This window comes from Ruminococcus bicirculans (ex Wegman et al. 2014), assembly GCF_000723465.1.
Lineage (GTDB): Bacteria > Bacillota > Clostridia > Oscillospirales > Ruminococcaceae > Hominimerdicola > Hominimerdicola aceti.
The window spans coordinates 93,132-118,809 of sequence record NZ_HF545617.1 but is presented as its reverse complement, the minus strand read 5'-3'; the positions used below and the strand labels follow the sequence as shown (position 1 = coordinate 118,809).

24 protein-coding genes are annotated in these 25,678 nt (G+C 44.5%); 13 read left to right on the top strand and 11 right to left on the bottom strand.

Annotated features, from left to right (window positions below):
- Nucleotides 1–13 precede the first annotated feature (13 nt).
- On the bottom strand, nt 14–1,348 hold the full coding sequence (locus RBI_RS11050; protein WP_022287064.1) for a hypothetical protein: 1,335 nt from the start codon (nt 1,346–1,348) through the stop codon (nt 14–16).
- A gap of 125 nt (nt 1,349–1,473) precedes the next feature.
- On the bottom strand, nt 1,474–2,820 hold the full coding sequence (locus RBI_RS11045; RefSeq protein ID WP_041337679.1) for a citrate/2-methylcitrate synthase: 1,347 nt from the start codon (nt 2,818–2,820) through the stop codon (nt 1,474–1,476).
- Nucleotides 2,821–3,032: 212 nt separating this feature from the next.
- Between RBI_RS11045 and spoIID the strand changes: the two genes are divergently transcribed.
- Entirely contained in the window at nt 3,033–4,019 is a 987-nt protein-coding gene (gene spoIID / locus RBI_RS11040; protein ID WP_041337218.1) for a stage II sporulation protein D, read from the top strand.
- Here the strand turns inward: spoIID and RBI_RS11035 are convergent.
- The 4 genes from RBI_RS11035 to RBI_RS11020 all read right to left on the bottom strand — a co-directional run bounded on the left by RBI_RS11035 (nt 3,994) and on the right by RBI_RS11020 (nt 7,111).
- Nucleotides 3,994–4,323: a cupin domain-containing protein gene (locus RBI_RS11035; protein WP_041337217.1), complete on the bottom strand. Its 330-nt coding sequence runs from the start codon at nt 4,321–4,323 to the stop codon at nt 3,994–3,996. The genes spoIID and RBI_RS11035 overlap by 26 nt on opposite strands.
- A gap of 125 nt (nt 4,324–4,448) precedes the next feature.
- On the bottom strand, nt 4,449–5,669 hold the full coding sequence (locus tag RBI_RS11030) for an NPXTG-anchored protein (protein ID WP_041337216.1): 1,221 nt from the start codon (nt 5,667–5,669) through the stop codon (nt 4,449–4,451).
- 239 nt (nt 5,670–5,908) lie between these two features.
- Nucleotides 5,909–6,556, bottom strand: a complete 648-nt coding sequence (locus RBI_RS11025; protein ID WP_041337215.1) for an epoxyqueuosine reductase QueH — start codon at nt 6,554–6,556, stop codon at nt 5,909–5,911.
- A 150-nt stretch (nt 6,557–6,706) separates the two neighbouring features.
- A complete protein-coding gene (locus RBI_RS11020; RefSeq protein WP_041337214.1) occupies nt 6,707–7,111 on the bottom strand; it encodes a hypothetical protein in 405 nt (134 codons plus the stop codon).
- Between the two features lie 191 nt (nt 7,112–7,302).
- On the opposite strand from RBI_RS11020, the gene RBI_RS11015 reads away from it, so the two are divergent.
- The 6 genes from RBI_RS11015 to ispF all read left to right on the top strand — a co-directional run bounded on the left by RBI_RS11015 (nt 7,303) and on the right by ispF (nt 11,480).
- Entirely contained in the window at nt 7,303–7,527 is a 225-nt protein-coding gene (locus RBI_RS11015; RefSeq protein WP_022287071.1) for a DUF3343 domain-containing protein, read from the top strand.
- On the top strand, nt 7,524–8,678 hold the full coding sequence (locus RBI_RS11010; RefSeq protein WP_242843701.1) for an aminotransferase class V-fold PLP-dependent enzyme: 1,155 nt from the start codon (nt 7,524–7,526) through the stop codon (nt 8,676–8,678). The genes RBI_RS11015 and RBI_RS11010 overlap by 4 nt, the downstream gene beginning before the upstream one ends.
- Before the next feature lie 120 nt (nt 8,679–8,798).
- Complete coding sequence (locus RBI_RS11005) at nt 8,799–9,212, top strand: EamA family transporter (RefSeq protein ID WP_041337213.1); 414 nt, start codon at nt 8,799–8,801, stop codon at nt 9,210–9,212.
- Between the two features lie 10 nt (nt 9,213–9,222).
- Nucleotides 9,223–9,810, top strand: a complete 588-nt coding sequence (locus RBI_RS11000) for a GNAT family N-acetyltransferase (protein ID WP_041337212.1) — start codon at nt 9,223–9,225, stop codon at nt 9,808–9,810.
- A 52-nt stretch (nt 9,811–9,862) separates the two neighbouring features.
- Nucleotides 9,863–10,975 carry a bifunctional chorismate mutase/prephenate dehydratase gene (locus RBI_RS10995; RefSeq protein ID WP_041337211.1) on the top strand — a complete coding sequence of 371 codons (1,113 nt, stop codon included), beginning with the start codon at nt 9,863–9,865 and terminating at the stop codon, nt 10,973–10,975.
- 31 nt (nt 10,976–11,006) lie between these two features.
- Nucleotides 11,007–11,480 (top strand): 2-C-methyl-D-erythritol 2,4-cyclodiphosphate synthase, encoded by a 474-nt coding sequence (gene ispF, locus RBI_RS10990; RefSeq protein WP_041337210.1) that lies wholly within the window; start codon nt 11,007–11,009, stop codon nt 11,478–11,480.
- A 50-nt stretch (nt 11,481–11,530) separates the two neighbouring features.
- On the opposite strand, the gene RBI_RS10985 is transcribed toward ispF, so the two are convergent.
- Nucleotides 11,531–13,771, bottom strand: coding sequence for a hypothetical protein (locus RBI_RS10985; RefSeq protein ID WP_051706857.1), 2,241 nt, complete (start codon nt 13,769–13,771; stop codon nt 11,531–11,533).
- Between the two features lie 412 nt (nt 13,772–14,183).
- Here RBI_RS10985 and RBI_RS10980 point away from each other — a divergent pair, with 412 nt between their 5' ends.
- The 6 genes from RBI_RS10980 (at nt 14,184) to RBI_RS10955 (ending at nt 19,474) form a co-directional block, all read left to right on the top strand.
- Entirely contained in the window at nt 14,184–14,663 is a 480-nt protein-coding gene (locus RBI_RS10980) for an Lrp/AsnC family transcriptional regulator (protein WP_022287945.1), read from the top strand.
- Nucleotides 14,660–15,844, top strand: a complete 1,185-nt coding sequence (locus tag RBI_RS10975; RefSeq protein ID WP_178086267.1) for an aminotransferase class I/II-fold pyridoxal phosphate-dependent enzyme — start codon at nt 14,660–14,662, stop codon at nt 15,842–15,844. Before RBI_RS10980 ends, RBI_RS10975 begins: the two co-directional genes overlap by 4 nt.
- Complete coding sequence (gene ispE, locus RBI_RS10970; RefSeq protein WP_041337209.1) at nt 15,828–16,709, top strand: 4-(cytidine 5'-diphospho)-2-C-methyl-D-erythritol kinase; 882 nt, start codon at nt 15,828–15,830, stop codon at nt 16,707–16,709. Before RBI_RS10975 ends, ispE begins: the two co-directional genes overlap by 17 nt.
- A 13-nt stretch (nt 16,710–16,722) precedes the next feature.
- Nucleotides 16,723–17,817: a hypothetical protein gene (locus RBI_RS10965; protein ID WP_041337208.1), complete on the top strand. Its 1,095-nt coding sequence runs from the start codon at nt 16,723–16,725 to the stop codon at nt 17,815–17,817.
- On the top strand, nt 17,814–18,710 hold the full coding sequence (locus RBI_RS10960; RefSeq protein WP_041337207.1) for a radical SAM protein: 897 nt from the start codon (nt 17,814–17,816) through the stop codon (nt 18,708–18,710). Before RBI_RS10965 ends, RBI_RS10960 begins: the two co-directional genes overlap by 4 nt.
- A 233-nt stretch (nt 18,711–18,943) precedes the next feature.
- Nucleotides 18,944–19,474 (top strand): HDIG domain-containing metalloprotein, encoded by a 531-nt coding sequence (locus RBI_RS10955; protein WP_022287950.1) that lies wholly within the window; start codon nt 18,944–18,946, stop codon nt 19,472–19,474.
- Between the two features lie 160 nt (nt 19,475–19,634).
- Here the strand turns inward: RBI_RS10955 and RBI_RS10950 are convergent, their stop codons facing one another.
- From RBI_RS10950 to glgB, 4 genes are read right to left on the bottom strand one after another with little or no spacing between them, the layout of a single operon-like run.
- Nucleotides 19,635–21,047, bottom strand: coding sequence for a glycogen synthase (locus tag RBI_RS10950; RefSeq protein ID WP_041337206.1), 1,413 nt, complete (start codon nt 21,045–21,047; stop codon nt 19,635–19,637).
- Nucleotides 21,048–21,082: 35 nt separating this feature from the next.
- Nucleotides 21,083–22,210 (bottom strand): glucose-1-phosphate adenylyltransferase subunit GlgD, encoded by a 1,128-nt coding sequence (gene glgD, locus RBI_RS10945; protein WP_022287952.1) that lies wholly within the window; start codon nt 22,208–22,210, stop codon nt 21,083–21,085.
- Nucleotides 22,211–22,227: 17 nt separating this feature from the next.
- Complete coding sequence (locus tag RBI_RS10940; protein ID WP_022287953.1) at nt 22,228–23,430, bottom strand: glucose-1-phosphate adenylyltransferase; 1,203 nt, start codon at nt 23,428–23,430, stop codon at nt 22,228–22,230.
- Between the two features lie 35 nt (nt 23,431–23,465).
- On the bottom strand, nt 23,466–25,484 hold the full coding sequence (glgB, locus tag RBI_RS10935; protein ID WP_178086270.1) for a 1,4-alpha-glucan branching protein GlgB: 2,019 nt from the start codon (nt 25,482–25,484) through the stop codon (nt 23,466–23,468).
- Nucleotides 25,485–25,678 lie beyond the last annotated feature (194 nt).

The following is a 25,678-nucleotide window of genomic DNA, read 5'->3' as shown; positions in this document are numbered from 1 at the left end:
CTCCTCTCCAAGATCAGTTTATTATGTAAAAATTATTCTGAATTTCGTCAATAGTCGGTATGAGCTTTTCACGCCTGTCAAGAGGAAGCTTCACAAAATAATCAAGTTGACCCTTGCTGTCGATAAGCTCATATCCGTCAGAGATATAATCCTCCGAATCATTCTTTGAAGACACAGCGATACGCATTATCTCCTCGTTGCTCTCGTTTATATCTCCCGTGTATTTATAGAAAACAAGCTCGTTTGTGTCGCTGTCCTTTTTCACCGTAACAGAACTGTTCCAGCGTTTTGGGAACGTTACAAAATATCCGTCAGATATGGCATAATAGCCTGTGTATTTTGTTTTCAGATCATAAAAATCCTCGTAAACGCTCCATGTAGTCATATAGAGCATTTCGTCTGCCACAGCGTTTTCATAACCCACCATAGGCGAAGTTGACGGTATCTCCACATCACCGTCGCCGTCCATGTCCTCACTGTAGTAGCCCGCTGGTCTTGTGCATAAAGGCAGCAGCTTTTCGCTTCTAAGCTGCATAGGATTTTGAAGTCCCGAATATCTGTAGTATATTATCTCCGTCTGCAATTTTCCGTCAGCAGTCAGTCCGTCAATAAAAATAGCACGCCTGCCGCTGTCAAGCATTCCCGTCTTTGATGACACATAAGAAGTCACATTATCGCACATATCAACGTTCTCGCCGCGGGTTATCTCATTGTTTTTCATGTTGAGCATAGAAGCCTTTGCCGTCACCGCACCTGTATCATTATTGGTGCTTCTCTGAATGGTGATAAGCTCTATATAACCATCATTGTTTATATCCAAAGGCTCCAGCACCGAATAAGTATCAAGCGCCACACGCTTGAAATCTCCGTCGGTATAGCTGTATATCTCCATGGTCTTTTCATCATTAGTAAGATTTTGATATCCCACAAAAACGTCCGTCTGGTTATTGCTTCCCATAGGCGAGATAATGACCTGATCTATGTCCGTGCCTGCGCCTGCAAGCTCTTTCACAGAATACCATTTGCCGTCCTCGTCCTTGTCGAGAATGTTCACCCTCAAGCCGTCCTCCTCAGATCCGTTTGAAGTGTACTCATAGAAGACCATAGCCTCGTCCGTAGGCTCATCGTCGATATTTGCGATAACATAAGCCGAGCGGTATTCACCGTTTTTAGGATATTTCAGAGTTATATTACTGCCCACGCTCTCGATAAGCGCCTGATGTATCTCGCTTTGCTCAGAGGTAAGCTTCGGGGCGTTTATAAGTCCCTCAACAGAAAAATTCAGTGCCGAACAGCCTGTCATAGTAAGACAAGAAAGACAAACAGCAGCCAATTTAAGATTTTTCAAGCGATCCCTCCTGATACACCAAACAAAAAAATAGAACCGGGCATATACCCGATTCTATTATATCATATACACAAAAATATTTCAAGCCTTTTCCGCCCATTAGGAACAGGTAAAAATTATTTTGCTTATCTTTCGTCCAATGGGATATACTTCTTCTCACCTGAGATAGCCTTGTATGCAGGACGGATTATCCTCTTGCCTGTTACAAGCTCTTCAAATCTGTGTGCGCACCAGCCTGCCATTCTTGAAACAGCGAACATAGGCGTGTAAAGATCCTCAGGAATACCCAGCATACTGTAAACAAAGCCAGAGTACATATCAACGTTAGCGCACATTGCCTTGTCACTGCCCTTGATCTTCTTGAACAGCTCAGGAGTAAGTCTTTCCACCGCTTCAAGAAGCTTGTATTCTCTCTCAAACTCAGTGTTCTCAGCCATTTTCTTGGCATTCTCTCTGAGTATGACAGCTCTAGGGTCAGACAATGTGTAAACAGCGTGACCCATGCCATAAACAAGACCTGTGTGGTCAAAAGCTTCCTTGTTGAGTATCTTTGTGAGGAAATCAGCGATCTCGCCCTCGTCCTCCCAGTTCTGAACGTTGTCCTTTATGCACTGGTGCATTGCCGCCACCTTAAGGTTAGCGCCACCATGACGTGGACCTTTCAGTGAACCGATAGCCGCAGAGTATGCAGAATAAGGATCTGTTCCGGAAGATGTAAGCACACGGCAGGCAAAAGTCGAGTTATTTCCTCCGCCATGCTCAGCGTGGAGCATAAGTAACAGATCAAGTATCTTAGCCTCTTCCTCAGTGAACTGTCTGTCCGGACGCAGTGCCGACAGTATCATCTCCGCAGTAGAATGTGTAGGTATCAGAGGGTGCATGAACAAGCTTTCACCGTCATAACAGCGTTTCTTTACCTGATAAGCCGAAACCATGATGTTAGGCAATTTAGAGATTATAGAGATAGCCGTAGCCATTTCATACTCAGGAGAACGATTTTCAGGGTTATCGTCATAAGAGTAAAGAGCCAGAATCGCTCTCGCCATTTTATTCATGATGTTCTTTGACGGAGCTTTAAGTATCATGTCCTCAAAGAAGTTGTTAGGGAGCGGTCTGTTTTCAGCCATCATTCCCTTGAACGCAGTAAGCTCCTCCCTGTTAGGCAGATCGCCCATGAGCAGCAGATACACTATCTCCTCATAACCAAAACGGTTCTCCTTCTGAGCGTTGGACACCAGATCATTTATGTTGTATCCTCGGTATATCAACTGACCTTGAATAGGAGATTTTTCACCCTCGTTCACCACATATCCGTGTACGTTACAGATATTAGTTAGACCTGCCATAACGCCAGTGCCGTCAGAGTTTCTCAATCCTCTCTTTACCACATATCTGTCATAGAGTTTTGGGTCGATAGTGTTGTTTGCTATAAACTGTTCGCATAAAAGCGACCTTGCTGCATTATTTATCATTGAATAGATCATCTCGCTTTCAAGTATATTATAAATATAAGTTATATTATACACCTTTTTCAGATTTTTGTCAAGTATTAAGATAACATGTCAAATTAAAACCGCATATCTCCGCCATTTAAAAATTTGCAGTACAAAAATTTGCCCTGTATGAATATTTGCTCCACTGCATGAATATAATATAGTACCCCAAAAAAGAAAGGACAAACCATATGAAAGACCTGATACAGATAATGGCAGTATTTGCTGTTATCCTTATAATAATACCGACCATAGTATTTCTTCGCCCAAACGAGTCCGCATCGAAACCTGCATTTTCAGAAAAAGAAAAAATAGCCGTATATTTCACCGAAAGCGGCAAGACCGAAGACTTCACCCTTGAAGAATATATGATAGGCTCAGTGCTTGCACAAATGCCTGCGGACTTTGACGAAGAAGCCCTGAAATCGCAAGCCGTCCTCGCCCATACCTACATATGCCGCCGTCAGCTCTCCGAAGCCCAGTCACCTACTCCCGCCTTGAAAGGCGCACTCATCAGCGATGACAGCACCCTCTACCAAAGCTTTTTCACCCTGAAAGCCGCCAAAGAATATTACGGCAACGACTATGAAAAGGCATACAAAAAGGTAAAGTCAGCCGTGAAGTCAGTGGAAAACGAAATCCTCACCTATGAAGGCGAACCGATAATCGTCGCCTTTCACGCCGCTTCAAACGGTCATACCCAATCCGCCAAAAACGCATGGGGAGAGGATATCCCATATCTTCTGTCAGTAGACAGCTCCGCTGACAAAGACCTTGACACCACAGAATGTACCCAGACGCTCACCGCCAAGGAATTTCAAGACAAGCTTCTTGACCGCTTCCCCCATATTAATTTCACTCCCCTCGCCAATGCTGACAGTTGGCTCAAAACAAAAACAGACGGCATAGGCTATGTAACGAACCTGACCGTCTGTGGCTATGATATCCAACCCAACACATTCTGCGATATCCTAGATATCTCCTCGCCATGTTTCGAGTTCACCTTTGCCAATACAAAATTCACTTTCACCTCTCACGGCTTCGGACATCTCGTAGGAATGAGCCAGTACGGTGCAAATGCCATGGCAGAAAAAGGCTCAGACTACAAAGCCATTTTGACCCACTATTTCACAGATACAAAGCTGCAAAAATCTACTGAGCTGGCACAACTGCAATAAACACAAGGTCTCTGTCGCCGTCATTGATAAAGCTATGCTCATGACCCTCGGGGCAGTAATGGAAATCTCCTGCCGACAGTCTTTCCTCACCGCTGTCATAAAGCATTTTGCCACTGCCCTCAAGAACATATATCATCTCGCAGTTGCCCTCATGTCTGTGCAGACCGATAGAAGCCCCCGGCTCGAGCCTGCCTTTCATCATCTTGTTCTTTCCGTCAGAATAGGCCCTGCTTGCAAAGCTTTTCTCGCCGCCCTTGAAATTCGGTGCAAGGCTCTCTTTAATATCATCAAAAACTATACGCATAAAAAAACACCTCCGCAGTTTATAAATCAATTATACCACTACCTCGATAAAAAAGCAATAAAAAAAGACCTGTCCCGAAAGACAGGTCTTTAATTATTCTAAGTAAGAATTATCTGAATTACAGATTACTTTCTCTTCTTAGTAGCAACTACAGCAGCACCAGCAAGTGCAACACCTACAGCAGCAAGAGCAGCAGCGCCTGTGCTTGGGTTTGTGTTAGATGCGTTGTTAGCAGCCTTAGAAGATGTAGCAGCAGAGTTAGTCTTAGAATCTGTAGAATCTACGAGAATAACCTTTGACTCGTCAGAATCTGTTGAATCTGTTGACTCTGTTGAATCAGCTGTTGACTCAGAAGAAGCTGGAGCGTCCTTAAGTGTAAGAGCCTTTACGCTTGTAACCTTAGCTGCGAAAGGAATATCGTCATCTGTTGCAGCCTCGAATGCAGACTGAAGATCAAGGAAAAGATCACCGTCTACTGTGAGTGGCTCGTCAAACTTGAGCAGGAATGTGTATGAGCCGTCAGCGTTAACTGTTACAGCCTCTGTTGAGCAACCCTTGTTAGCTGCGTTGCCCTCGCCCCAGTACTGAGGACCATTGTCTGAGAAGATAGCGAAGTTGATAGCGAAATCAACAGGATCTGTGATAGCATCAAATTCAGCTGTTACAGCAATAGCGTCAACGCCCTCGAAATCAGCAGGTGTGATGAGCTTGTCAACGTCTTCGCCCCAAGGATTGTTAACGTTAACTCTTACCTTACCAGTGTCAACCTTAGCCTTACCATTGCCTGCGAGTGTAACTTCTGTAGCATCATATGCGCTGAGGTCAACAGAGTTTCCACCTGGGTTTACGTCAGTGCCCTCGATCTCTTTGCCGTCCTTGTCGAGAAGAACGATCTTAGAGAAGTCGATGTCTCCGCCCCACCACTCACAGAAAGCGATCTGAGCGTACTCACCCTCTGCATCTGAAACGTCAACGTCTGTCCAGAAAGGAGTCTCCTCAAGTCTTGTGATAGACTTTGTAGCTGCATCATACTGAATGTCGTGTGTCTCACTTTCACCGCAACCATTGCACCACTGCTTCTGATTCCAGTTGTTGCTCTTAGAACTGAAAATAAATCCGCCGCCTGCGCCCTGCTCAACAACACCTGCTGCTGAATCAGAGAAGTAAGCTCTAACGCCATAAACATCGCTGATCTTGATATTGTTTGCCTCAGTAAGTGTCTTAACATCATAAATCATGTTTCCGTTAGAATCAGCACCTGTGATAGCAGCGGAAGCGCCCATAGTCATCATTGAAGCTGCGAGAGCCATAGCTGACATACCAGCGAGAATCTTAGAGATTTTCATTTGTTTTTCCTCCATTTTTGTTAATAATTTTTTAGATACATATTGAGCGATATCTCCTCAACATACATCTTGCCTATATTGTAACACACATTTACAAGTATTTCAATAAACGTTTTTCACAAATTAACCACAAATCTTTAGCCACTTTTCACAAATTTGCATATTATTTTTGCTACATACAGCCAAATATATTATCAAATCATGTACAAGCATTCTATATAACGTTAATATTTTTATATTTATTCAGATTTTGTTGTAATCGTATTCAGCCTTTCACGCTCTCTTTTTGAGAAGATACAGCCGCAGTAATCCTGCCTGTAAAGCCCGTATTCTGATGAAAGCTGAATGGAACGCTTGTAGCCCTCACGCTTCTTGAAATCCGCAGGAAGTGCCTTTACATCATATATCTCCCCAAGCTTCTCCGATATCTCGTTGAGCTTCTGAGCATTCTTGTATGGTGAAATAGACAGCGTTGTGGTAAAATAATCCACACCAAGCTCCTTGGCAAGCTGAGCCGTCCGTTCAAGCCTGAGCCTGTAACATCGAAAGCATCTTTCCCCACCCTCAGGTATATTCTCAAAGCCCTTAACAGCCTGAAAAAACTCACCCTCGTCATACCCACGCTCCACGAACGTAACAGGATTTTTCATAGGCATTTGTGCTATGAGCCTTTGAAGCTCCGCCACACGCTTATCGTACTCCTCACGGGGATAAATGTTCGGATTGTAGTAAAACACAGTTATCTTAAAATACTGCGACAGATATTCAAGCACATAAGAAGAACACGGCGCACAACAGCTATGCAAAAGCAAAGTCGGCACTTCGCCCTTTTCCTCGTGTTTTTTTATAATGCCCTCCAGCTTTTTCTGATAATTTACTTTCTGCATTCCTGCCGCTCCCTTTTCGCAAAAAAATCGTACCTGACACACTCCCGTAGGGGCTGGCGTCCTAGACAGCCCATTTCCATTGTCCTTGCACCCCTACAGTATCATACTATATTATATAGTATAGCACATTTCCGCAAATTCCGCAACAGGTCAGATCTTCACCTTGAACTTATTTGCACAGTTAGGGCATTTCACAGTATGTTCACCCTTTACCTTTGGAAGCCTTAACATCTTTTTGCATACACCGCACTTTATATAAACATGAGTCTTTCTGTCAGCGAACTTTCTCTTCCAGAATGAAAATTTTCTGCCGATTCCCCCGAAAGCCCTCTCAAACTTCATGTTTTCCTCGTATCGCTTCTGGCAGTTTCTCGACATCGCCCTCACTACCGCCAGCACCAGCACAGCGTATACCATAAGCTGTAAAATAAGCGACCTTACAAACAAATTCGCCGCACTAAGCACCACAGCCACACCGCAAATGCCGTAAAAAAGCTTGTCTATACCATATCTGCCCTGAAAAAATCTCGCTACCTTATACATAAATCCGTTCATAAGCTTTTACCTCTTTTCTTTTTTATATTATAAATAGTACACCCGAAATTTAAACTGACTATTAACTTTTATCAAATTTCACCTACCTTTCACAAAACTTTCAACGTTCACCCTCAAACAGCGAACGGCATATACTGAAGTGTATTCGTAAAAGCGTATACGGACAAGTACAGCATAAAGGAGCAACAAAAATGAAAAAGAGTCTTATAGCCATGACTTCCATAACCTATGCAATGAAAGCAAAAAACTTGCTGAACAGTTTAAAATACTACTGCGAAATACAGCGCACCCCGAAAGACCTTGGCACAGGCTGCGGCTACTCCATAGCCGTCACCGCACCCCCGGAAGAAATAACCGCCATACTTGAAAAAGAGCGCATACCATTCAGAAACGTGATATTCGAGCAAAAGAGGTGAGAAAAATAAACACCCGAAGCATAATAAACTTTGATAACTCCGCCACCACCTACCCCAAGCCCCCTGCCGTAGCAAAAGCCGTCGCTCAGGCAGTAGAACGCTATGGCGGCAACCCGGGCAGAAGCGGTCATAAGCTTTCCATGCGAGTGTCTGAAAAGATATTCACCGTCAGACAGCAGGCGGCAGAAATGTTTGGAGCACAGACCGAGAACGTGGCTTTCACCGCCAACTGTACCCATGCCCTTAACATGGCGATAAAAGGTGTCATGCAGTACGGTGGTCATATGATAATCTCAGACCACGAGCATAACGCAGTAGCAAGACCCGTCTATGCCCTTTCAAAAACAAGAGGCGTGAAATATTCTATTGCCCGAACAGGGGAAACAGACAGCGAAACAGTAGAAAACTTCCGCCGCCTTATAACCCCCGAAACTAAGTGTATCTGCTGTACAGTGGCTTCAAACGTCACAGGCAGGCTCATGCCGTACCGTGAATTAGCCGCCCTCTGCAAAGCCCACGGCATATGCTTTATAGCCGACGGCGCACAAGCCTGCGGGCTTTTGGAGCTTTCTCTCTCAGACGGCTTCAACTTTCTCTGCACCGCAGGTCACAAAGCCCTCTACGGACCAACAGGCACAGGGCTTCTTATCTCAGACGGCGAATATTCTTTGTCTACCATAATCGAGGGTGGCACAGGTGCGACCTCCGCCCTGCTTGAACAGACTCCTTTCCTCCCCGAAAAGCTTGAAAGCGGCACCATTAACACAGTGGGCATAATCGGTCTTGGCGAGGGACTAAAATTCGTACGTCAAAAGACCCCTGCCGTAATAAAAGCCCACGAAGAAAAACTCTGCAGACAGCTCTACGAACAGCTTTCAGACATAGATAAAATAAAGTTCTATGAAGCAGACCAAAAGAAAGTCCCCATACTTTCATTTAACATCGGTGATATCCCTTCCGCTGAGATCGCCTCCTATCTCAGCGAAAAAGGCTTCGCCCTCCGTGGAGGACTTCAGTGTGCCGCCGTCACCCATACCACCCTCGGCACAATAGAGCAAGGCACAGTGCGTTTCTCACCCTCTGCATTCAGTACCCCTCAGCAGGTAACAGCACTTTCACGAACAATAAAAATATTTGCCGCAAATAACTAAGCATAAGTGGCAGGTCTGATGTAAAATATCACGTCCTGCCGCTCATTCTATTGCAAAAAGTACCTTTAGGTGCTATAATAAGGCATGAGCAAACAATTTTTCACGAAAGAAAGTGGTATTATGTGGTTCGTGTTTGCGCTTCTCTCCGCTGTTTTCGCAGCGCTCACCTCTGTCCTTGCAAAGGTCGGCATTGAAGGAGTAAACTCAAATCTTGCCACCGCACTGCGTACCTGCGTTGTGCTTGCTATGGCATGGCTCATGGTGTTCATCACCCACACACAAAGCGGCATAGGCTCTATAGGCAGAAAAAGCTGGGTATTCCTTATCCTTTCAGGACTTGCAACAGGTGCTTCGTGGCTATGCTATTATAAGGCTATCCAAATGGGCAGCGTTTCAAAGGTCGCCCCCATAGACAAGCTCAGCGTTGTCATCACCCTTATCCTTGCAGTGATATTTCTCCACGAGGACTTCACAGTAAAATCAGCCATAGGTGCGGTGCTTATCACTGCAGGCACAGTATTAATGGTACTATAAGGAGAACGCCATGATAATAAGAACAGTTACCGAGAGAGACGCTCACGAGCTTCTTGAAATATACCGTCCCTACGTTGAAGACACCGCCATAACATTCGAGTATGACGTCCCCTCCGTTGAAGAGTTCGCAGAGCGTATCCGCCGCATATCCGCAAATTATCCCTACATAGCCGCAGTAGAAAACGGCAAAATAGCAGGCTATGCCTATGCAGGCGTTTTCAAAAACAGAGCCGCCTATGATTGGTCGGTCGAAGTCACAGTTTATGTAAATAAAGGGCTTCACCGCAAAGGCATAGGTGCAAAACTCTACTCCGCCCTTGAAAAGCTCCTTGCGGCACAGCATATAACAAACCTCTATGCCTGCGTCGCCTATCCCGAAAAAGAAGACGAGTATCTCACCTTTGACAGCGTAAGGTTCCATGAAAAAATGGGCTATACTATAATAGGTACGTTCCATAGATGTGCCTTTAAGTTCAACAAGTGCTATCATATGGTTTGGCTCGAAAAAATACTCACCCAGACCGATATCACCCCTCTGCCCGTTATCCCATTTTCCAAACTCGATAAAGCCTTAATTAACAAAATAGTTCTTGAATAAAGGCAGAAAATATGATAAAATAATGTCATTCTGTCTGTTAAGGAGCGTAAAAATGGATCTTCAGGAATTAAGAAATGAAATAAACGATATAGACAGCCAGCTTCAGGAGCTTTTCAATAAGCGTATGCAGATAAGCTTCAAGGTGGCTGAGTATAAGATAGCAAACAATATGCCTGTTTTTCAGAGCAAGCGTGAAAACGAGATACTTGACCATGTAACAGAAAGCTCACCAAAGGGCTTGGAAAGTGCGTCAAGAGTGTTCTTCCAAAACATCATGGATATTTCAAAGTGCCGTCAGTATCAGGAGTTTTTTGCAGACTCAGATAAGATAGGGTACAAAAAGTTAGACTTAACAGGTCATAAGACCGTCGCCGTCCCAGGTACAGTGGGCTCATATTCACATATAGCCTGCAAGCAGATATTCAGCGACTTTGAGCCAATGTTCTTTGAAGATTTTGAGGACGTTTTTTCATCAGTTGAAAACGGCTCAGCGGATTTCGGCATACTTCCCATAGCAAATTCCACCGCAGGCTCAGTTGGTCAGACCTACGAGCTTATGAAAAAGCATGACTTCAAGATATGCGCAGCAACTAAGGTAAAGATCTCCCACTGCCTTGCCGTAAAAAAAGGCACACGCTTTGAGGATATCAAAATAGTCTATTCCCACGAGCAGGCGCTCAGCCAGTGTTCTGAGTTTCTTTCTCAGAACGGACTTAAAAGCCATAAATACGCAAATACTGCCCTTGCGGCGTGCTACATAAAAGAAAGCAATGAACCGTATGCGGCTATCTGCTCAGAAGCCTGCGCACAGCAGAACGATCTTGAGATACTCAGGCATAATATAGCCAACGCCGCCGAGAATTACACAAAATTTATTCTCATTTCAAAGGAGACTCTCTGCTCGGAAAATGCTGACATCGTGTCAGTGTCCTTGGCACTGCCACATACCTCATCTGCACTTTACAGACTTCTCACCAAATTCTCCGTGGCAGGTCTTAACCTTTCCATGATAGAGAGCCGCCCTATCGCAAACACCGATTTTGACGTTGTTTTCTATCTTGATTTTGAGGGAGCAATAACCTCTCCTGACGTGGCAAAGCTCATGAGCGAGCTTAATTCAGAGCTTTCATATTTCAAATTTTTAGGTAACTACGAGGAAATATAACAGTACGATTTTTAGGACAGGAGGAACAAAAATGCGTATAGGACACGGCTATGACGTCCACAGACTGACCGAGGGCAGAAAGCTCATTCTCGGCGGCGTGGATATACCATATGAAAAAGGACTTTTAGGACATTCCGATGCAGACGTCCTTGCCCATGCCATAATGGATTCCATACTTGGTGCATTGGCACTGGGAGATATCGGCAAGCTTTTCCCCGATAATGACCCCGACTATGAGGGTGCAGACAGTATGAAGCTCATGGAAAAAGTCATAAGCGTTATGACCGAAAAAGGCTGGAAAATAGGCAATATAGACTCCACCATCTGCGCACAGAAGCCGAAGCTTGCCACCTATATCACCTCCATGCGGGAGCGTATAGCAGAAGCCTGCGGCTGCGATATTTCACAGATATCAGTTAAAGCCACCACCGAAGAAAAACTAGGCTTCACAGGCGAGGAACTAGGCATATCCGCCACAGCGGTCTGCCTGCTTGAAAAAAATTGATACAAAACCAAAAGGACTGCTGTCTGAAACCACAGCAGTCCTTTTTATTGCTATTTTGCCTTATGCGCAACTCCGTCATTGTCAATGTTATATCCGTCAACAGTAGTGTTTATGAGCATCATGCCATAATCATTGAAATAATATCGCTTTCCGCCTATCTTCTTCCAACCTGTCACAACAGTGCCGTTCTTGTTGTTGTAGAACTTCTGCCCACGCCAGCTTACCCAGCCGGACTTTAGATATCCGTCCTCACCGAAGTTGTAATACTTGTCGTCAATGTACACAGGACCTCTCAACGCAACACCATTCTGCAGGAAATATTTCTTTCCGTCAATAGTCGTCCATTCATTCTGCAAAACATGATCGCTGTCAAAATAAAACTCCGTTCCGTCTATTTCTCTCCAGCCTGAAACTGCCTTGCCATCGCCGTCAAAATAATAGGTCTTGTCACCGGCTGTTACCCACTTGTCTTTCTGAGCGCCGTTCTTGTCAATGTAGTAAAGCCCTGAATCATCACTGAACAGCCCCTTTGAAAGCTTGCCGTCATTGTCAAAATGATACAGCTTGTCTTCAATAGTGTGCCAACCTGTAAGTGCAGCCTCGTCCTCACCAATGTAGTAAATTTTTCCCTTTGAAGTAACAAACTCCGACTTAGCCCAAGAGCCGTCCTCTTTCTTGAACTTCCATTCAGCGTCTATCTTAACGATCCCGTCTGCAAGCACGCCCTCGTTTGAGAAGGTGTATTTCTTGTCCCCGTCCTCCTCAAATTCGCCAACAGCCGCCGCACCTGTCAGACCAAAATAATATCTCTTTCCGTCAATGGTCTTCCAGCCCGTAGCCTTCTTGCCGGTTTCCTCATCAAAGTAGAAGTAATAGCCGTTTATTTTATGAAATCCAGTGCAAAGAGTGTGATCAGAGTAGAAATAATACTGATAGAACACCGCCCCGCCGAACTTTTCATAAACCTTTCTGTCATAAGCATTGAATGTCTTTTCGCCGAACTTGTCTGCAAGCTCCTCAAGCTTTTGGGTCTCTTTTTCGTCAGGCTTCTCGTCCTTTTTGTAATCGTCCTTCTCAAACTTCACAAGCTTTGAAACATTGGATTTGAACTCTTTTATTTTCTTTTTCTCATCATCAGTGTACTGATCCGTATTCGTCCAACCTGTTGCCGCTGCATGGGTCTTTTTGTCAAAATAGTAAGTATCTTCGTCAATATCCTCCCAGCCGTCAGCCACAACGCCGCCTCTGCCGAAGTAATAAACATTTTCGCCTATCTCGTTCCAGCCGGAGAGGAGGCGATTTTTCTTATCAAAGTAATAATACTTGTCCTTGATCTTGGTAAAGCCCTTGCCTGCAGAGCCGTCGCCCTTGAAATAATACTTCTCAGGCGGTTCTTCATACCAGCCCTTAGTCATTTTACCGTCATCAGCAAAATGATATCTGTTCTTGTCAATTGTTATCCAGCCCTTGACCATTTCACAGCTATCATTGAAATAATAGCTCTCACCGTCTATCTCCGCAAAGCCCTGAGCGCAAGCCCCTGTAGCTTCATCAGAATAATAATACTTCTTTTCAAGCTCCATCCAGCCCTTGTGAACAGCACCGCTCTCAGAAAAATAATACTTCTTTCCGTCAATGTCCTGCCAGCCTGTGGCCATGTGACCATCGTCATCATCAAAATAGTATATCTTGCCCTCTATCTCAACAAAGCCCTTGGCCATCTCACCGCTCTTTAGAAAATAATACTGAACATTGTTTATCTTTGCCCAGCCTGTCACACGCTTGCCACTCTCGTCATAGTAATAACCGCCGTCGCTGTCAAAACCCGTGTCAGGGAAGCCGTGATCGTCAAAGTAGTATTCACCGCCGTTTATCTCGCAAAGGCCCGTCCTGAAAATGCCAGACTCCTCAGAGAAATAGTATTCCTCTCCCTTTATTTTCATTTTTCCACGCTGAACAACGCCGTCCTTGACATAGTAAGTGTCCCCACGATACTTATGCCAGCCGTCAGCCATAGCGTTTCCCTTGTCGTCAAAAAGATAGCAGGTGTTGTCTATTATCTGATATCCAAGCGCCTTTTCGCCCGTCTCCTTGACAATATAATAAGTCGAGCCGTCATGGGTGTGCCAGCCCGAAGCATAATAAGCGCCGTAGTATAAATATCCGCCAAAGCCTGCTCCCATAACGATAGTGCAAGCTACAGCCGCAGCGATCATTTTTTTCTTATCGCTTTTCAGCACCTCATTATATCTGTTGCAAAAATCATTGCCCTCATTGCTGTTTATACTCATAAAGATCCTTCCTGAATTTACACAGTTCTAGTTAGTACAATTATATCACAACAAAATAATAATTTCAATACCGCCGCCCCAATTTTCACACCCCTCACACATAAAAAGCTGCACAGTCCAAATAACTGTACAGCTCATAAAACAAATACCCAAGATAAATGGGCTGTCGAGGACTCCAGCCCCTACAATTTCTCATGACCGCAATTTATCTGTAGTGGCGAACAACATTCGCCCGTCCACCCCCACAACATCTCGGCTATACCACAACCCCCACGCCACAAGCTTTCTCGCCCTCCCCTTTGTCTATTCTGACAGATAAATTACTCATTTCTTACATCACAATACTTGCGTTCATACAGATAATATGTTATAATATATAATGTATATTTATAAACCTAAAGGAGGCTTATTTATGGATCAGCTTATAAAATTACTGAAAAACAACGCCCGTATCACAAACAGCGAGCTTGCCGTTCTTCTTGATAAAACAGAAGAGCAGGTTGCAGCGGACATCGCCAAGCTTGAAGCAGACGGTGTAATAAAGGGCTATTCCGCGATCGTTGACGAAAGTGCCTATGACCCTAATTCAGTTTTCGCTCTTATAGAACTTAAAGTCACCCCACAGTCACAGTCAGGCTTTGACGAGATAGCAAACCAGATCGCAAGCTATGAGCAGGTGGAGTCCGTCCGCCTTATGTCAGGTGCTTATGATATAATCGTTGCCGTGAACGGTGCAAACATCAGGGACATCTCACAGTTTGTTTCCCAAAGACTTGCAACTATCGACGCTGTCCAGTCCACCGCCACACACTTCGTGCTGAAGGTCTATAAAGACAACGGCATCATGATAAGCACAGATGATAAAGACGAAAGAGGTTTGATCTCCCCATGATAGATTATAATAAAGTGCTTTGCCCTGCCATAAAGGAAATGAAGCCCTCAGGTATCAGAAAATTTTTCGATATCGCACAGCAGCTAGAGGGTGTTATCTCCCTTGGCGTTGGCGAGCCTGACTTCAAAACCCCGTGGCTCATACGTCAGGAAGCTATCTCAACTTTGGAAAAAGGCAAGACCTGCTATACCGCAAACGCAGGTCTGATTGCTCTCCGTGAAGAGATAGCCAAGTATTTTCAGCGTACTATCCACACAAGCTATGACCCTAATAAGGGAATAATCGTCACTGTTGGCGGCTCTGAAGCTATCGACCTTACCATAAGATGCCTTATCCAACCCGGTGATGAAGTCCTTATAGTCGAACCGTCCTTTGTCTGTTATCGTCCTATCGTCTCCCTATGCGGCGGCGTTCCCGTGGTCATAGAAACAAAGGAAGAAAACGAGTTCCGACTTACAGCAGACGAGCTTCGTGAAAAAATAACCGACAAAACCAAGCTCCTTGTCCTGCCCTATCCTAATAACCCAACAGGTGCGATAATGCGCCGTGAAGATCTTGAAGCTATCGCAAAGGTGCTTAAAGATACCAATATCATGATAGCCTCAGACGAGATATATTCCGAGCTTACATATTCAGGCAAGCATTGCTCTATCGCAGAAATAGAGGGTATGCGTGAGCGTACTATCGTCATAAACGGCTTTTCCAAAAGCTTTGCAATGACAGGCTGGCGGCTTGGCTTCCTTGGCGGACCAAAAGAGATAGTGTCCCAAATGCTCAAGCTTCATCAGTATGCTATCATGTCCTCCCCTACTGTCAGCCAGTATGCCGCTATCGTTGCCATGCACAGTTGTCAGAAGGATATAGATGCCATGCGTAACGAGTATAATATCCGCCGTCGCTTTGTGGTGGATTCTTTCAATAAGCTTGGTCTTAAATGCTTTGCACCGCAAGGCGCATTCTATGTTTTCCCTTGTATCAAAAGCACAGGCATGACAAGCACCGACTTCTGCGAAAAGCTTGTTTACACCAAAAAGGTAGCCGTCGTGCCGGGAGATGCTTTCGGCGAGTGCGGAGAGGGCTATGTGCGTGTCTCCTACGCCTATTCCCTTAACCACCTGAGAGAGGCTATCAAACGTATCGGAGAATTTTTAGAGGATATCAAAAATGGTAACGTGCAGTAATTTAAAAATAAAAGCCTACGGAAAAATAAATCTTGCATTGGATATCGTTGGTAAACGTGATGACGGCTACCATATGCTAAATACTGTCATGCAGTCAGTGTCCTGCTTCGACCTCCTGGACTTCACCCTCTCTGAGGGCGAGGGCATAGAGCTTACCTGCAAACTTGACAGCTTTCCAAAAGGCGAGGATAATATCATCACAAAAGCCTACCATGCCTTTGCCGACTTCACCCATATTGACTTCGGCTGTAAAATAACAGTGAATGTGGAGAAAAACCTCCCCTCACAAGCCGGCATGGGCGGAGGAAGTGCAGACGCCGCCGCTACCCTTAGAGCCTTGGACTTCATGTTTGATACAAGGCTCACCGATGAACAGCTCTGCTCCATAGGTGTGGCTCTGGGTGCAGACGTGCCTTTCTGTATTACAGGCGGCACAAGGCTCTGTCAGGGCGTTGGCGAAATAATGAGCAACCTGCCCTCACCCGACTGCGCTTTCGTAATAATAAAACCCGACGTGGGTATCTCCACCCCCGAAGCTTTCAAAAAGTATGACAGCATTTCAAACCCCAAACGCTGTAATATGGACGTCCTGCTGAGATATATCGGCGGTGGAAAGCTTTTCGGCATATGCTCAAACCTTTTCAATGTGCTGGAATATGCCGCCGACCGTGAGGAGATAGCTCATGCAGTGCATGAACTTAAAAACAGCGGAGCTCTCTCCGCCCTTATGACAGGAAGCGGCTCAGCCGTTTTTGGAGTTTTCCCCGATATCGCTTCCGCACAAACAGCCGCAGAAAAGCTGTCAGGCTGGAGCTATAAGTGCGTTTGTCAGCCTGTAAAACAGGGCTGGGAATTTGTATATTAATGAGGTGAAATAATTGAGCAGAAATAAATGCAGAATTTGCGGATACCACTTTAAAAGCGATGATGAGATAATTTGTCCTGAGTGCTTCACAGCCCGTGACGAGGATATAAGCTGTAACAGCTTTTCAGATGACCTGCACTCTCATGATCTCCGTGCCGATAACGAGCAGGACGGCTGGTTCGGTCAGTCTGAAAATGACACCTTCAAAGAAGAAAAGAACGATTTCGTTTCCGAGGAACGTGAAGAGGAAGCAAGGGACGAGAATTTCCAAAGCACCTATACCCCACCTAAAAACCCTACCCCTCCCCCAAGCTATTCAAATTCAAGAGCCGAAAAGCTTGCAGCCCTCAATAACTACAGCCAACAGCGTACAAGCTATAACCGCCCAAACAACAGCTCCTATAGCTTCAACGCCACGAACATAAACCACTCTAACAAAAAGAATGGCGGCAAAGGCTGTGCCACCGCCGTTGTGGTCATAATAATCCTTATGGCTATCCTCCCAACTATCATAGGCTTTGTCTCATCAAAAATAATTTCAAGCAAATATGACGACTATAACTATGACTACGATTATGACGATACCTATAGTGAAGCCGATGATGACTACACCGACCATTCCAACCTCTATGTAGCGCAAGACGCTGAGGACGGTACCTACAGCGTTCAGTATCAAGGCTATACCCTCACCGAACGCAAAGTAAGCGACCTGACCGATGAGGAAAGAAACTCCCTTTCAGGGGGTATTATAAGCGGTGACACAGTATGGGAAATAGACCTCGACCTTGATGTTAATATCAGCGATAGCAACAGACAGGTAAAATTCACCTTTGCCTATAACACCGCCTATGACGAAAACGATAATTCGTTTTTCTCAAACAACTTCTTCCCCGGTGAAAGCGGCTACGAAGACGATATGACCTATACGATCAAGTTCCTTGTCCCAGCCGATTCAAAGCGCACCACGTTCACAGCCTGCTTCCAGAATGACGATTGGATAACAGATTCATTCCAGTTCAATATCCCACTTGACGAAAACACAGACTCATCAGGCGACCTATCCTCTGACTCCTACACCAAAATAGGCGGAGTTGACACAGCGGCATGAACGATATCCTAAAAAGCTGTACCCTCTGCCCAAGAGAGTGCAAAGTGAACAGATACGAGCATAAAGGCTTCTGCGGTGAAACTGCCAAAGTAAGGATAGCCCGAGCCGAGCTTCATATGTGGGAAGAACCTTGTATCAGCGGCACAGAAGGCTCAGGAACAGTATTTTTCTCAGGCTGCTGCCTGAAATGCTGTTTCTGCCAGAACTACGAAATATCCGCTGAGGGCAAAGGCTTTGAGCTTACCGAACAAGAACTTGCAGACACTTTTCTGCGGCTTCAATCAATGGGCGCAAACAACATAAACCTCGTCAATCCCACCCATTTCGTTCCGCAAATAATCAAAGCGCTCGACCTCTGTAAAGATAAGCTCACTATCCCCGTGGTCTATAACAGCGGCGGTTATGAAAACCCCCAAACGCTGGAGCTTCTTCGTGGCTATGTGCAGATATTTTTACCCGACCTTAAATATTTTGATCCTACACTTTCGGATAAATATTCCAAAGCCGCAGACTATTTTGAAAACGCCGCTGCTTCAATACATAAAATGGCGGAGCTTTCAGGCAAGCCAACCTTTGACGAAAAGGGCATAATGCAGAGTGGCACAATAGTCCGCCACCTTGTCCTCCCTACCCACCGTAAAGACTCCATAAAGCTTATGGAGTGGCTAGGCAAAAATTTTGCCAAAAACGAGATAATGATAAGCCTCATGAGCCAGTTCACCCCCGTGTATAAAGCCTTTGACTACAAAGAGCTTTGCCGTAAGACATCAACTTTCGAGTATAACACCGTCATTGACGCCGTGAACAAATACGGTTTTGAGGGTTTTGTCCAAAGCCGCACCTCCGCCGCCAAAGATTTTATCCCCAAATTTTATGACGAAAAATACTACTGATATCCAATTTTTTATCGGACTGTCATGCTAACACAGACAGCCCGATATTTTTGTAATAAAATTGTTATACATTCCCTATTGACATTTTGAACAAAAAAGTTTATAATGTTAATGTAAGTTTGGTAAAACAAACTTGAATGGGGTAACTTATGGGGTAAACATTAGTCACCAACCGTAAAAAAGGGCAGCAAAATTGCCGCCTGCATATAAGTTATCGAAAAGAGGTCATGCAAATGTCAAAGGCTTTCGGTTCAAGATATTCCATTGAAAATTCTGAGGAAGCAAAGGAGTATTTTGAGTTTGTAAAGGACCTGCTTGACAGCGATGTTGTAAACGAAATGAAAAATTTTCGTCATCACTATAGTACGACTTGCTATCAGCATTGCATCAATGTATCCTACTATAACTATCTCGTTTGCAGAAAATTGGGACTAAATTCAAGATCCGCAGCAAGAGCAGGTCTGCTTCACGATCTGTTTCTTTATGATTGGAGGGATCGTGAGAAGAAAAAAGGCGAAATGCCTCACGGAATGACCCACCCAAAGGTCGCACTCAACAATGCGAAACAGCATTTTGAGATAGGCAAACGTGAGGAGGATATGATAGTCAAGCATATGTGGCCGCTGACCCTGAAATTCCCTAAATACGCTGAATCTTACGTTATCGTGTGTATCGACAAATACACCGCAATGTTGGAAATAGGCTCTTATTTGGGTCAGAAAATGAAAGAAAAAGCGAAAGCAATGCGAACAAAACAGCATTAAACCAAAGCGGACAGGCACACACCTGTCCGCTTTCAGTTTGTTGACAAATCCCTAAATAAATGTACAATTAATAGTACAGTTATATAAATGCAAAAAGACCGCCCCTAAGATAAGGGACGGTCTTTCCCGTTTATCAGGCAAAATAAACGGATATTGGTGTTTAGTGAATGTCGTTGTAAAGTGCAATGTAATCCTTGGCGGACTTTGTCCAACTGAAATTCTGCTTGAGCGCAGTGTTCACAAGCCTGCCCCACTTCATCTTGTCATCATAGTATGCCCTGGCTCTAACAACAGCGTCAAGCATATCATGTGCGTTGTAAGACTTGAAAGTAAAGCCGTTTCCACTCTTGTCGCCTGCATCATGGATACTGTCTCTCAAACCGCCTGTCTCTCTTACGATAGGTATAGTACCATATCTCAGAGCGATCATCTGAGCCAAACCGCAAGGCTCGCTCTGCGACGGCATAAGGAACATATCCGCACCAGCGTATATCTTCTTGGACAGCTCAGGCACAAAACCAATGGTCAGACCCACTCTGTCAGGATAACGATAATGCATTTCGCTGAAAAAGTCCTCGTATATCTTCTCGCCTGAACCAAGAATAGCAAACTTGCAGCCAAGTCTGATGATGTCCTCAAACACATACTTGATAAGGTCAAGACCCTTGTGTGAAACAAATCTCGTTACGATACCGATAACAGGCTCTTTTCCATGTGCCATGCCAAGCTCGCTGAGTAAAGCGTGCTTGCAAACAGCCTTGCCCGTCTTGTCATTCAAACTATAATTCTTAGCAATAACAGGATCAGTTGCAGGATCATAGATCTTCTGATCTATTCCATTGAGTATTCCGCAAAGCTTGTATTGCTTGTTCACAAGCTCCCTGTCAAGACCATGTGAATACCATGGATCAAGTATCTCCCAAGCATAGCTTGGCGAAACTGTCGTCACCTTGTCAGCCGTTTCAATAGCAGCCTTCATAAAGTTCACATCACCGTCATATGAAAGCAGATCCGTATGATAAAGCGGAATGCCCATAATATCGTTGATAAGTTCTAAGCCATATTGTCCCTGATACTGAATATTGTGTATGGTAAATACCGTCTTGATATCCTCATAACCCTGCTGATAGCGGTAGAAAATATCATAATAAACAGGAACAAGTGCCGTCTGCCAGTCATTGGCATTTATAACATTTGGCTTAAAGTCGATGTATCTCAGCAGTTCGAGAACTGCCCTTGAGAAGAATATAAATCTCTCAGCGTCATCATAAAAGCCATACAGACCGTTTCTCTGGAAGTAATACTCATTATCCAAAAGATAATAAGTCACTCCGTTCACAACGCCTGTAAAAACGCCGCAGTATTGATTTCTCCATGCCACCGGCACAGTGAAATTCGTAACATATGTCAGCTTGTCCTTAAGCTCCTGCCTGATAGAGCTGTAATAAGGTATCACGACTCTGCAATCGTGACCCTCGGCATTGATAGCCGCAGGCAGTGAGCCTGCAACATCAGCCAATCCACCTGAAGCAATAAAAGGCAAAGCCTCACTTGCAGTATAAAGTATGTTCATATCCGAACCCTCTTTCCTAAGTCATTGCGACCTTTTTATACAGAAGCTCCCTTTCCTACATACATAGGATACTGTGGCGAGCTTGTAAGGATATGGTTTTCACAGATAGAAACGTTCTTGTCTGTGATAAGATAGTTAAGCTCAGCATTGTCACCAACAACAGTGCCCTGCATAAGGATACAGTTCTTGACCTTTGCACCCTTGCCTACCTTAACGCCTCTGAACAGTACAGAGTTCTCTACCTCGCCCTCTATGATACAGCCGTCAGCAATAAGAGAATTTGATACCTTGCTGTCCAGATCGTACTTAACAGGAGCATTGTCGCTTACCTTTGTGTAGATAGAACGCTTTGGAACGAACAGCTTGCGTGCATTCTCAGGTTCAAGCAGAGCCATGTTTGACTTAAAGTAGCTTTCAGGGCTGTTGAGCTTGCTGAAATAGTTATCGTACTCGTAGATCTTTATCTTAAGCTCTCTGCACTTCTCCTGAAGAATATTTCTCTCAAAGCTTACATTTCCTCTGGCCATTGCGTCATTAACAGTTTCAATAAGGAAATCCATTGACATAACGAACACATTAAGGCTCGTTGTGCAAGTGCCGCTGATGTCAGGATTGATAAGAACAGAGGTTACGTTCTTGTCAGCGTCAACGTTGAATACAGTTGAAGTCTTTATATCATCAGAGCTGTAAACGCCAGTGTGTGCAACAGCAGTAATATCAGCACCGCTCTCGATGTGAGCCGCAACGATAGGCTTGTAGTCAATGTTTGTGACAACGTCGCAGTCTGAAAGGATAACATATTTAGCTCTTGAATGCTTGATAAAGCTCATCGCACCATAAAGAGCCTCGATCCTGCCTCTGTAAAGAGTGCTTTCAACGTTGCCGAATGGAGGCAGAATGTAAAGTCCACCCTTTTTTCTTGCCAGATCCCACTCTCTTGCAGAGCCGAGGTGATCCAGAAGTGACTGATAGTTAGATTTTGTTATAACTCCGACCTCGCTTATGCCGCTGTTTACCATGTTAGACAGTGGGAAGTCGATAAGGCGGTATCTTCCGCCGAACATTACAGAACCCATAGTTCTGTTCTTTGTCATGTCGCCAAGAGTCGTGTCGTGCATATTAGCGAAAACAAGACCCAGTACGTTACCCATATTTACATCCATATTTACTCGGTCCTTTCTTAGATATTCTCGTAAATTATTGCCTTTGGTGCAACAACACTGCCGTCAGAAACGGTCAGATTATTGCCCACTACAGCAACGCCCCATGAGTCCTTGTCCTCGATAGTTTCAGGTCTTGCACCGATCTGAGCGTTCTCACCGATAACAGTGTTCTCGCCAACGATAGCATACTCGACCTTTGCACCCTTCTTGACAACTGCGCCAGGCATAAGGATAGAATCCAGTATCTCAGCGCCTTCCTCAACAGTAACGCCGTCAGAGATCATTGAGAACTCGACAGAGCCGTCGATAACGCAGCCCTCTGTTACCATAGAGTTCTGTACCTGAGCGTTCTTGCCTATGCTCTGAGGTGGCATAACAGGGTTTCTTGAGTATATCTTCCAGCTTGTGTCATAAAGATCGATAGGAATGTTAGGATTGATAAGGTCCATATTAGCTTCCCAAAGAGAGTCGATAGTTCCAACGTCCTTCCAGTAGCCGTCAAAACGATAAGCCACAAGCTTCTCGCCTGCTTCTCTCATGTCAGGAATAATGTTCTTGCCGAAGTCCTTTGAAGCTTCCTTGTCGTTCTCATTAGCGATAAGATAAGCTTTCAGCTTCTTCCAAGTGAATATGTAGATACCCATTGAAGCAAGAGTTGAACGAGGGTTCTTTGGCTTCTCCTCGAAGTCTATGATGTTGTCGTCCTCGTCGGTTATCATGATACCGAAACGTGACGCCTCTTCCTTTGGAACGTCCAGAACAGCGATAGTAGCGTCAGCGTTCTTAGCTTTGTGATATTCAAGCATCTTGTTGTAATCCATTTTATAGATATGGTCGCCTGAAAGAACAACAACATACTCAGGGTCATATCTGTCTACAAAAGCGATATTCTGATAAATAGCGTTTGCAGTACCCGAATACCAATCAGCGCCTGAAGCTGTCTGATAAGGAGGAAGCACATGAACGCCTCCGTGTATTCTGTCAAGATCCCAAGGCTGACCGTTTCCAATGTACTCATTGAGTACCAATGGCTGATACTGTGTCAGCACGCCCACTGTGTCGATACCTGAATTGATACAGTTCGAGAGAGGAAAATCAATGATACGATACTTAGCACCGAAAGGTACTGCCGGTTTTGCAACGCTCTGTGTCAGGGCATACAATCTGCTTCCCTGACCGCCTGCCAGCAGCATTGCAACACATTCTTTTTTGTTGAACATAATTAATTCACCCACCAATTTTTATTAAGTCTATATTACTCAGCCTTTTTAGCTGTGGACTTCTTAGTTGTTTTCGCCTTAGCGGCTTTCTTGACAGCAGTTTTCTTAGCCGCTGTCTTTGTTTTTTTCTTTCCCTCTGCCTTTTTCTCAGGCACAGGTCTTTCCTCTTTCTTCACCGTGAAATACATACAAGAGAACGCAGGAATATCGATGCAAACTGACTGGTCAAAGCCGTGCATCTTAACATCTACCGCCTTAACAGTGCCGTTCGTGCAAGGGGATCCGTCAACAGAAGACGAGTTGAACACCTCTGTATAGCTGCCCCAGTAAGGAACGCCAAAGCAGTATGACTTTCTTTCCACAGGAACGAAGTTGCACACAACGATGACCTCTCCGCCGTTTTTGTCGAAACGTCTGAAGATGATGATGCTCTGCTTGAAATCGTCATTTGATATCCAGCTAAAGCCCTCCCAAGAAAAATCTCTCTCCCAGAACTGAGGGTGGTCAAGATAGAAATGATTGAGGTTCTTGGAGTAGTTCAGATAATTGCGGTGGTTCTCATATTCGTCCACCATGAACCATTCCAGACCATTCTCGTAATCCCACTCTCTGAACTGAGCAAAATCAGCACCCATGAACAGAAGCTTCTTACCTGGGTGAGCCATCATATAAGCCATGAACAGCTTGCACTGCTTGAACTTATTGTCGATATCTCCACCATACATTTTATTTACCAATGAAGCCTTACCATGCACCACCTCGTCATGAGAGATAGGCAAAATAAAGTTTTCAGAGAAAGCATAGAAGAATGAGAACGTGAGCATATCATGATGAAAAGCTCTGTCGATAGGGTCAAGAGCCATATATTTGAGCATATCGTTCATCCAGCCCATGTTCCACTTGAAGTTGAAACCAAGACCGCCATCGCTCGCAGGCTTTGTTACCATAGGCCATGAAGTTGACTCTTCGGCTATCATAAGGGTATTAGGGTTTCTTCCGAACACAGCGGTATTGAGATCCTTGAAGAACTGAACAGCTTCAAGATTTTCCTTGCCACCGAACTTGTTAGGCGTCCACTCTCCGTCACGTCTGTCATAGTCAAGATAAAGCATAGACGCAACAGCGTCAACTCTCAGACCGTCAACGTGATATTTTTCTATCCAGTAAAGAGCGTTCGAGATAAGGAATGACTTTACCTCGCCCTTTGAATAATCGAAAACTCTCGTTCCCCAAGTGAGGTGATCTGCCTTTTTCGGGTCAGAGTATTCATATGACGGACCTCCGTCAAACTCGAACAGTCCTGCCTCATCTCTTGGAAAATGCGCAGGCACCCAATCAAGGATAACGCCTATTCCTGCCAAATGGAAAAGGTCTATCATTTTCATGAAGTCATAAGGCGTTCCGAAACGTGAAGTCGGCGCAAAATAGCCGATACCCTGATAGCCCCAAGAGCCGTCAAAAGGATATTCCGCCAGCGGCATAAGCTCGATATGAGTATAGCCCATTTCCTTTATATAAGGGATTATAGTATCTGCAAATCTAACATATGAGAAATATTTTCCGTCAGGACAAGCCTTCCATGAATTGAGATGTACCTCATAGATATTCATAGGACAATTGTAGATATCCTTAGACTTCTTCTCGGTCATCCACTTTTTATCGCTCCAAAGATAATCGTCTATATCGAAAACCTTTGAGCCGGTGTTCGGAGCGACCTCCATGTGTGTGCCGTACGGATCAGCCTTATAATGGGTCTTGCCGTCACAGCCGTGGATACAGTATTTATATGTATCATAAGTCTTAAGCCCTGTAACAAAAGCCTCCCACACCTCTGAGTCGTCTATCTTCTCCATTGGAGTGGCATTTTCGTCCCAGTCATTGAAATCTCCCACAACAGAAATGCCCTCAGCGTGTGCTGCCCAGACTCTAAAATAATATCCTTCTATGCCGTCTTTCTCTCCCTTATGGCAGCCAAGAAACTTATATGTTTCGCAGTTTGTGCCATTGTGGAAAAGATAGAGCGGCAGTTCATAATCCTTTGGAATAATATCTATCACAATTCAGCCTCCCTTGTCTTTTTGTGAAAACCGCTGAATAATTTCGGTGTTTCATACTTACATTTTAATCTTTTTTGAACAATTTTGCAATAGTTTTAGTAGTTATTCTCGTATTCGCACATATTTCAACAGATAGTTTTATATATTTTGCACAATAGATTTTATATAATAACATAGAAAAAGTAAAGTCA

Bases quoted from the DNA above. Each gene is read 5' to 3' on its own strand.
- RBI_RS10940 (WP_022287953.1), bottom strand. From the start codon at position 23,430: ATGTTCAACAAAAAAGAATGTGTTGCAATGCTGCTGGCAGGCGGTCAG.
- RBI_RS11030 (WP_041337216.1), bottom strand. From the start codon at position 5,669: ATGAAAATCTCTAAGATTCTCGCTGGTATGTCAGCTATGGCTCTCGCA.
- ispF (WP_041337210.1), top strand. From the start codon at position 11,007: ATGCGTATAGGACACGGCTATGACGTCCACAGACTGACCGAGGGCAGA.
- RBI_RS11045 (WP_041337679.1), bottom strand. From the start codon at position 2,820: ATGATAAATAATGCAGCAAGGTCGCTTTTATGCGAACAGTTTATAGCA.
- RBI_RS10960 (WP_041337207.1), top strand. From the start codon at position 17,814: ATGAACGATATCCTAAAAAGCTGTACCCTCTGCCCAAGAGAGTGCAAA.
- RBI_RS11000 (WP_041337212.1), top strand. From the start codon at position 9,223: ATGATAATAAGAACAGTTACCGAGAGAGACGCTCACGAGCTTCTTGAA.
- RBI_RS11005 (WP_041337213.1), top strand. From the start codon at position 8,799: ATGTGGTTCGTGTTTGCGCTTCTCTCCGCTGTTTTCGCAGCGCTCACC.
- RBI_RS11025 (WP_041337215.1), bottom strand. From the start codon at position 6,556: ATGCAGAAAGTAAATTATCAGAAAAAGCTGGAGGGCATTATAAAAAAA.
- RBI_RS10995 (WP_041337211.1), top strand. From the start codon at position 9,863: ATGGATCTTCAGGAATTAAGAAATGAAATAAACGATATAGACAGCCAG.
- RBI_RS10975 (WP_178086267.1), top strand. From the start codon at position 14,660: ATGATAGATTATAATAAAGTGCTTTGCCCTGCCATAAAGGAAATGAAG.
- spoIID (WP_041337218.1), top strand. From the start codon at position 3,033: ATGAAAGACCTGATACAGATAATGGCAGTATTTGCTGTTATCCTTATA.
- RBI_RS10985 (WP_051706857.1), bottom strand. From the start codon at position 13,771: ATGAGTATAAACAGCAATGAGGGCAATGATTTTTGCAACAGATATAAT.
- ispE (WP_041337209.1), top strand. From the start codon at position 15,828: ATGGTAACGTGCAGTAATTTAAAAATAAAAGCCTACGGAAAAATAAAT.
- RBI_RS11035 (WP_041337217.1), bottom strand. From the start codon at position 4,323: ATGCGTATAGTTTTTGATGATATTAAAGAGAGCCTTGCACCGAATTTC.
- RBI_RS10980 (WP_022287945.1), top strand. From the start codon at position 14,184: ATGGATCAGCTTATAAAATTACTGAAAAACAACGCCCGTATCACAAAC.
- RBI_RS11015 (WP_022287071.1), top strand. From the start codon at position 7,303: ATGAAAAAGAGTCTTATAGCCATGACTTCCATAACCTATGCAATGAAA.
- RBI_RS10950 (WP_041337206.1), bottom strand. From the start codon at position 21,047: ATGAACATACTTTATACTGCAAGTGAGGCTTTGCCTTTTATTGCTTCA.
- RBI_RS11020 (WP_041337214.1), bottom strand. From the start codon at position 7,111: ATGAACGGATTTATGTATAAGGTAGCGAGATTTTTTCAGGGCAGATAT.
- glgD (WP_022287952.1), bottom strand. From the start codon at position 22,210: ATGGATGTAAATATGGGTAACGTACTGGGTCTTGTTTTCGCTAATATG.
- RBI_RS10955 (WP_022287950.1), top strand. From the start codon at position 18,944: ATGTCAAAGGCTTTCGGTTCAAGATATTCCATTGAAAATTCTGAGGAA.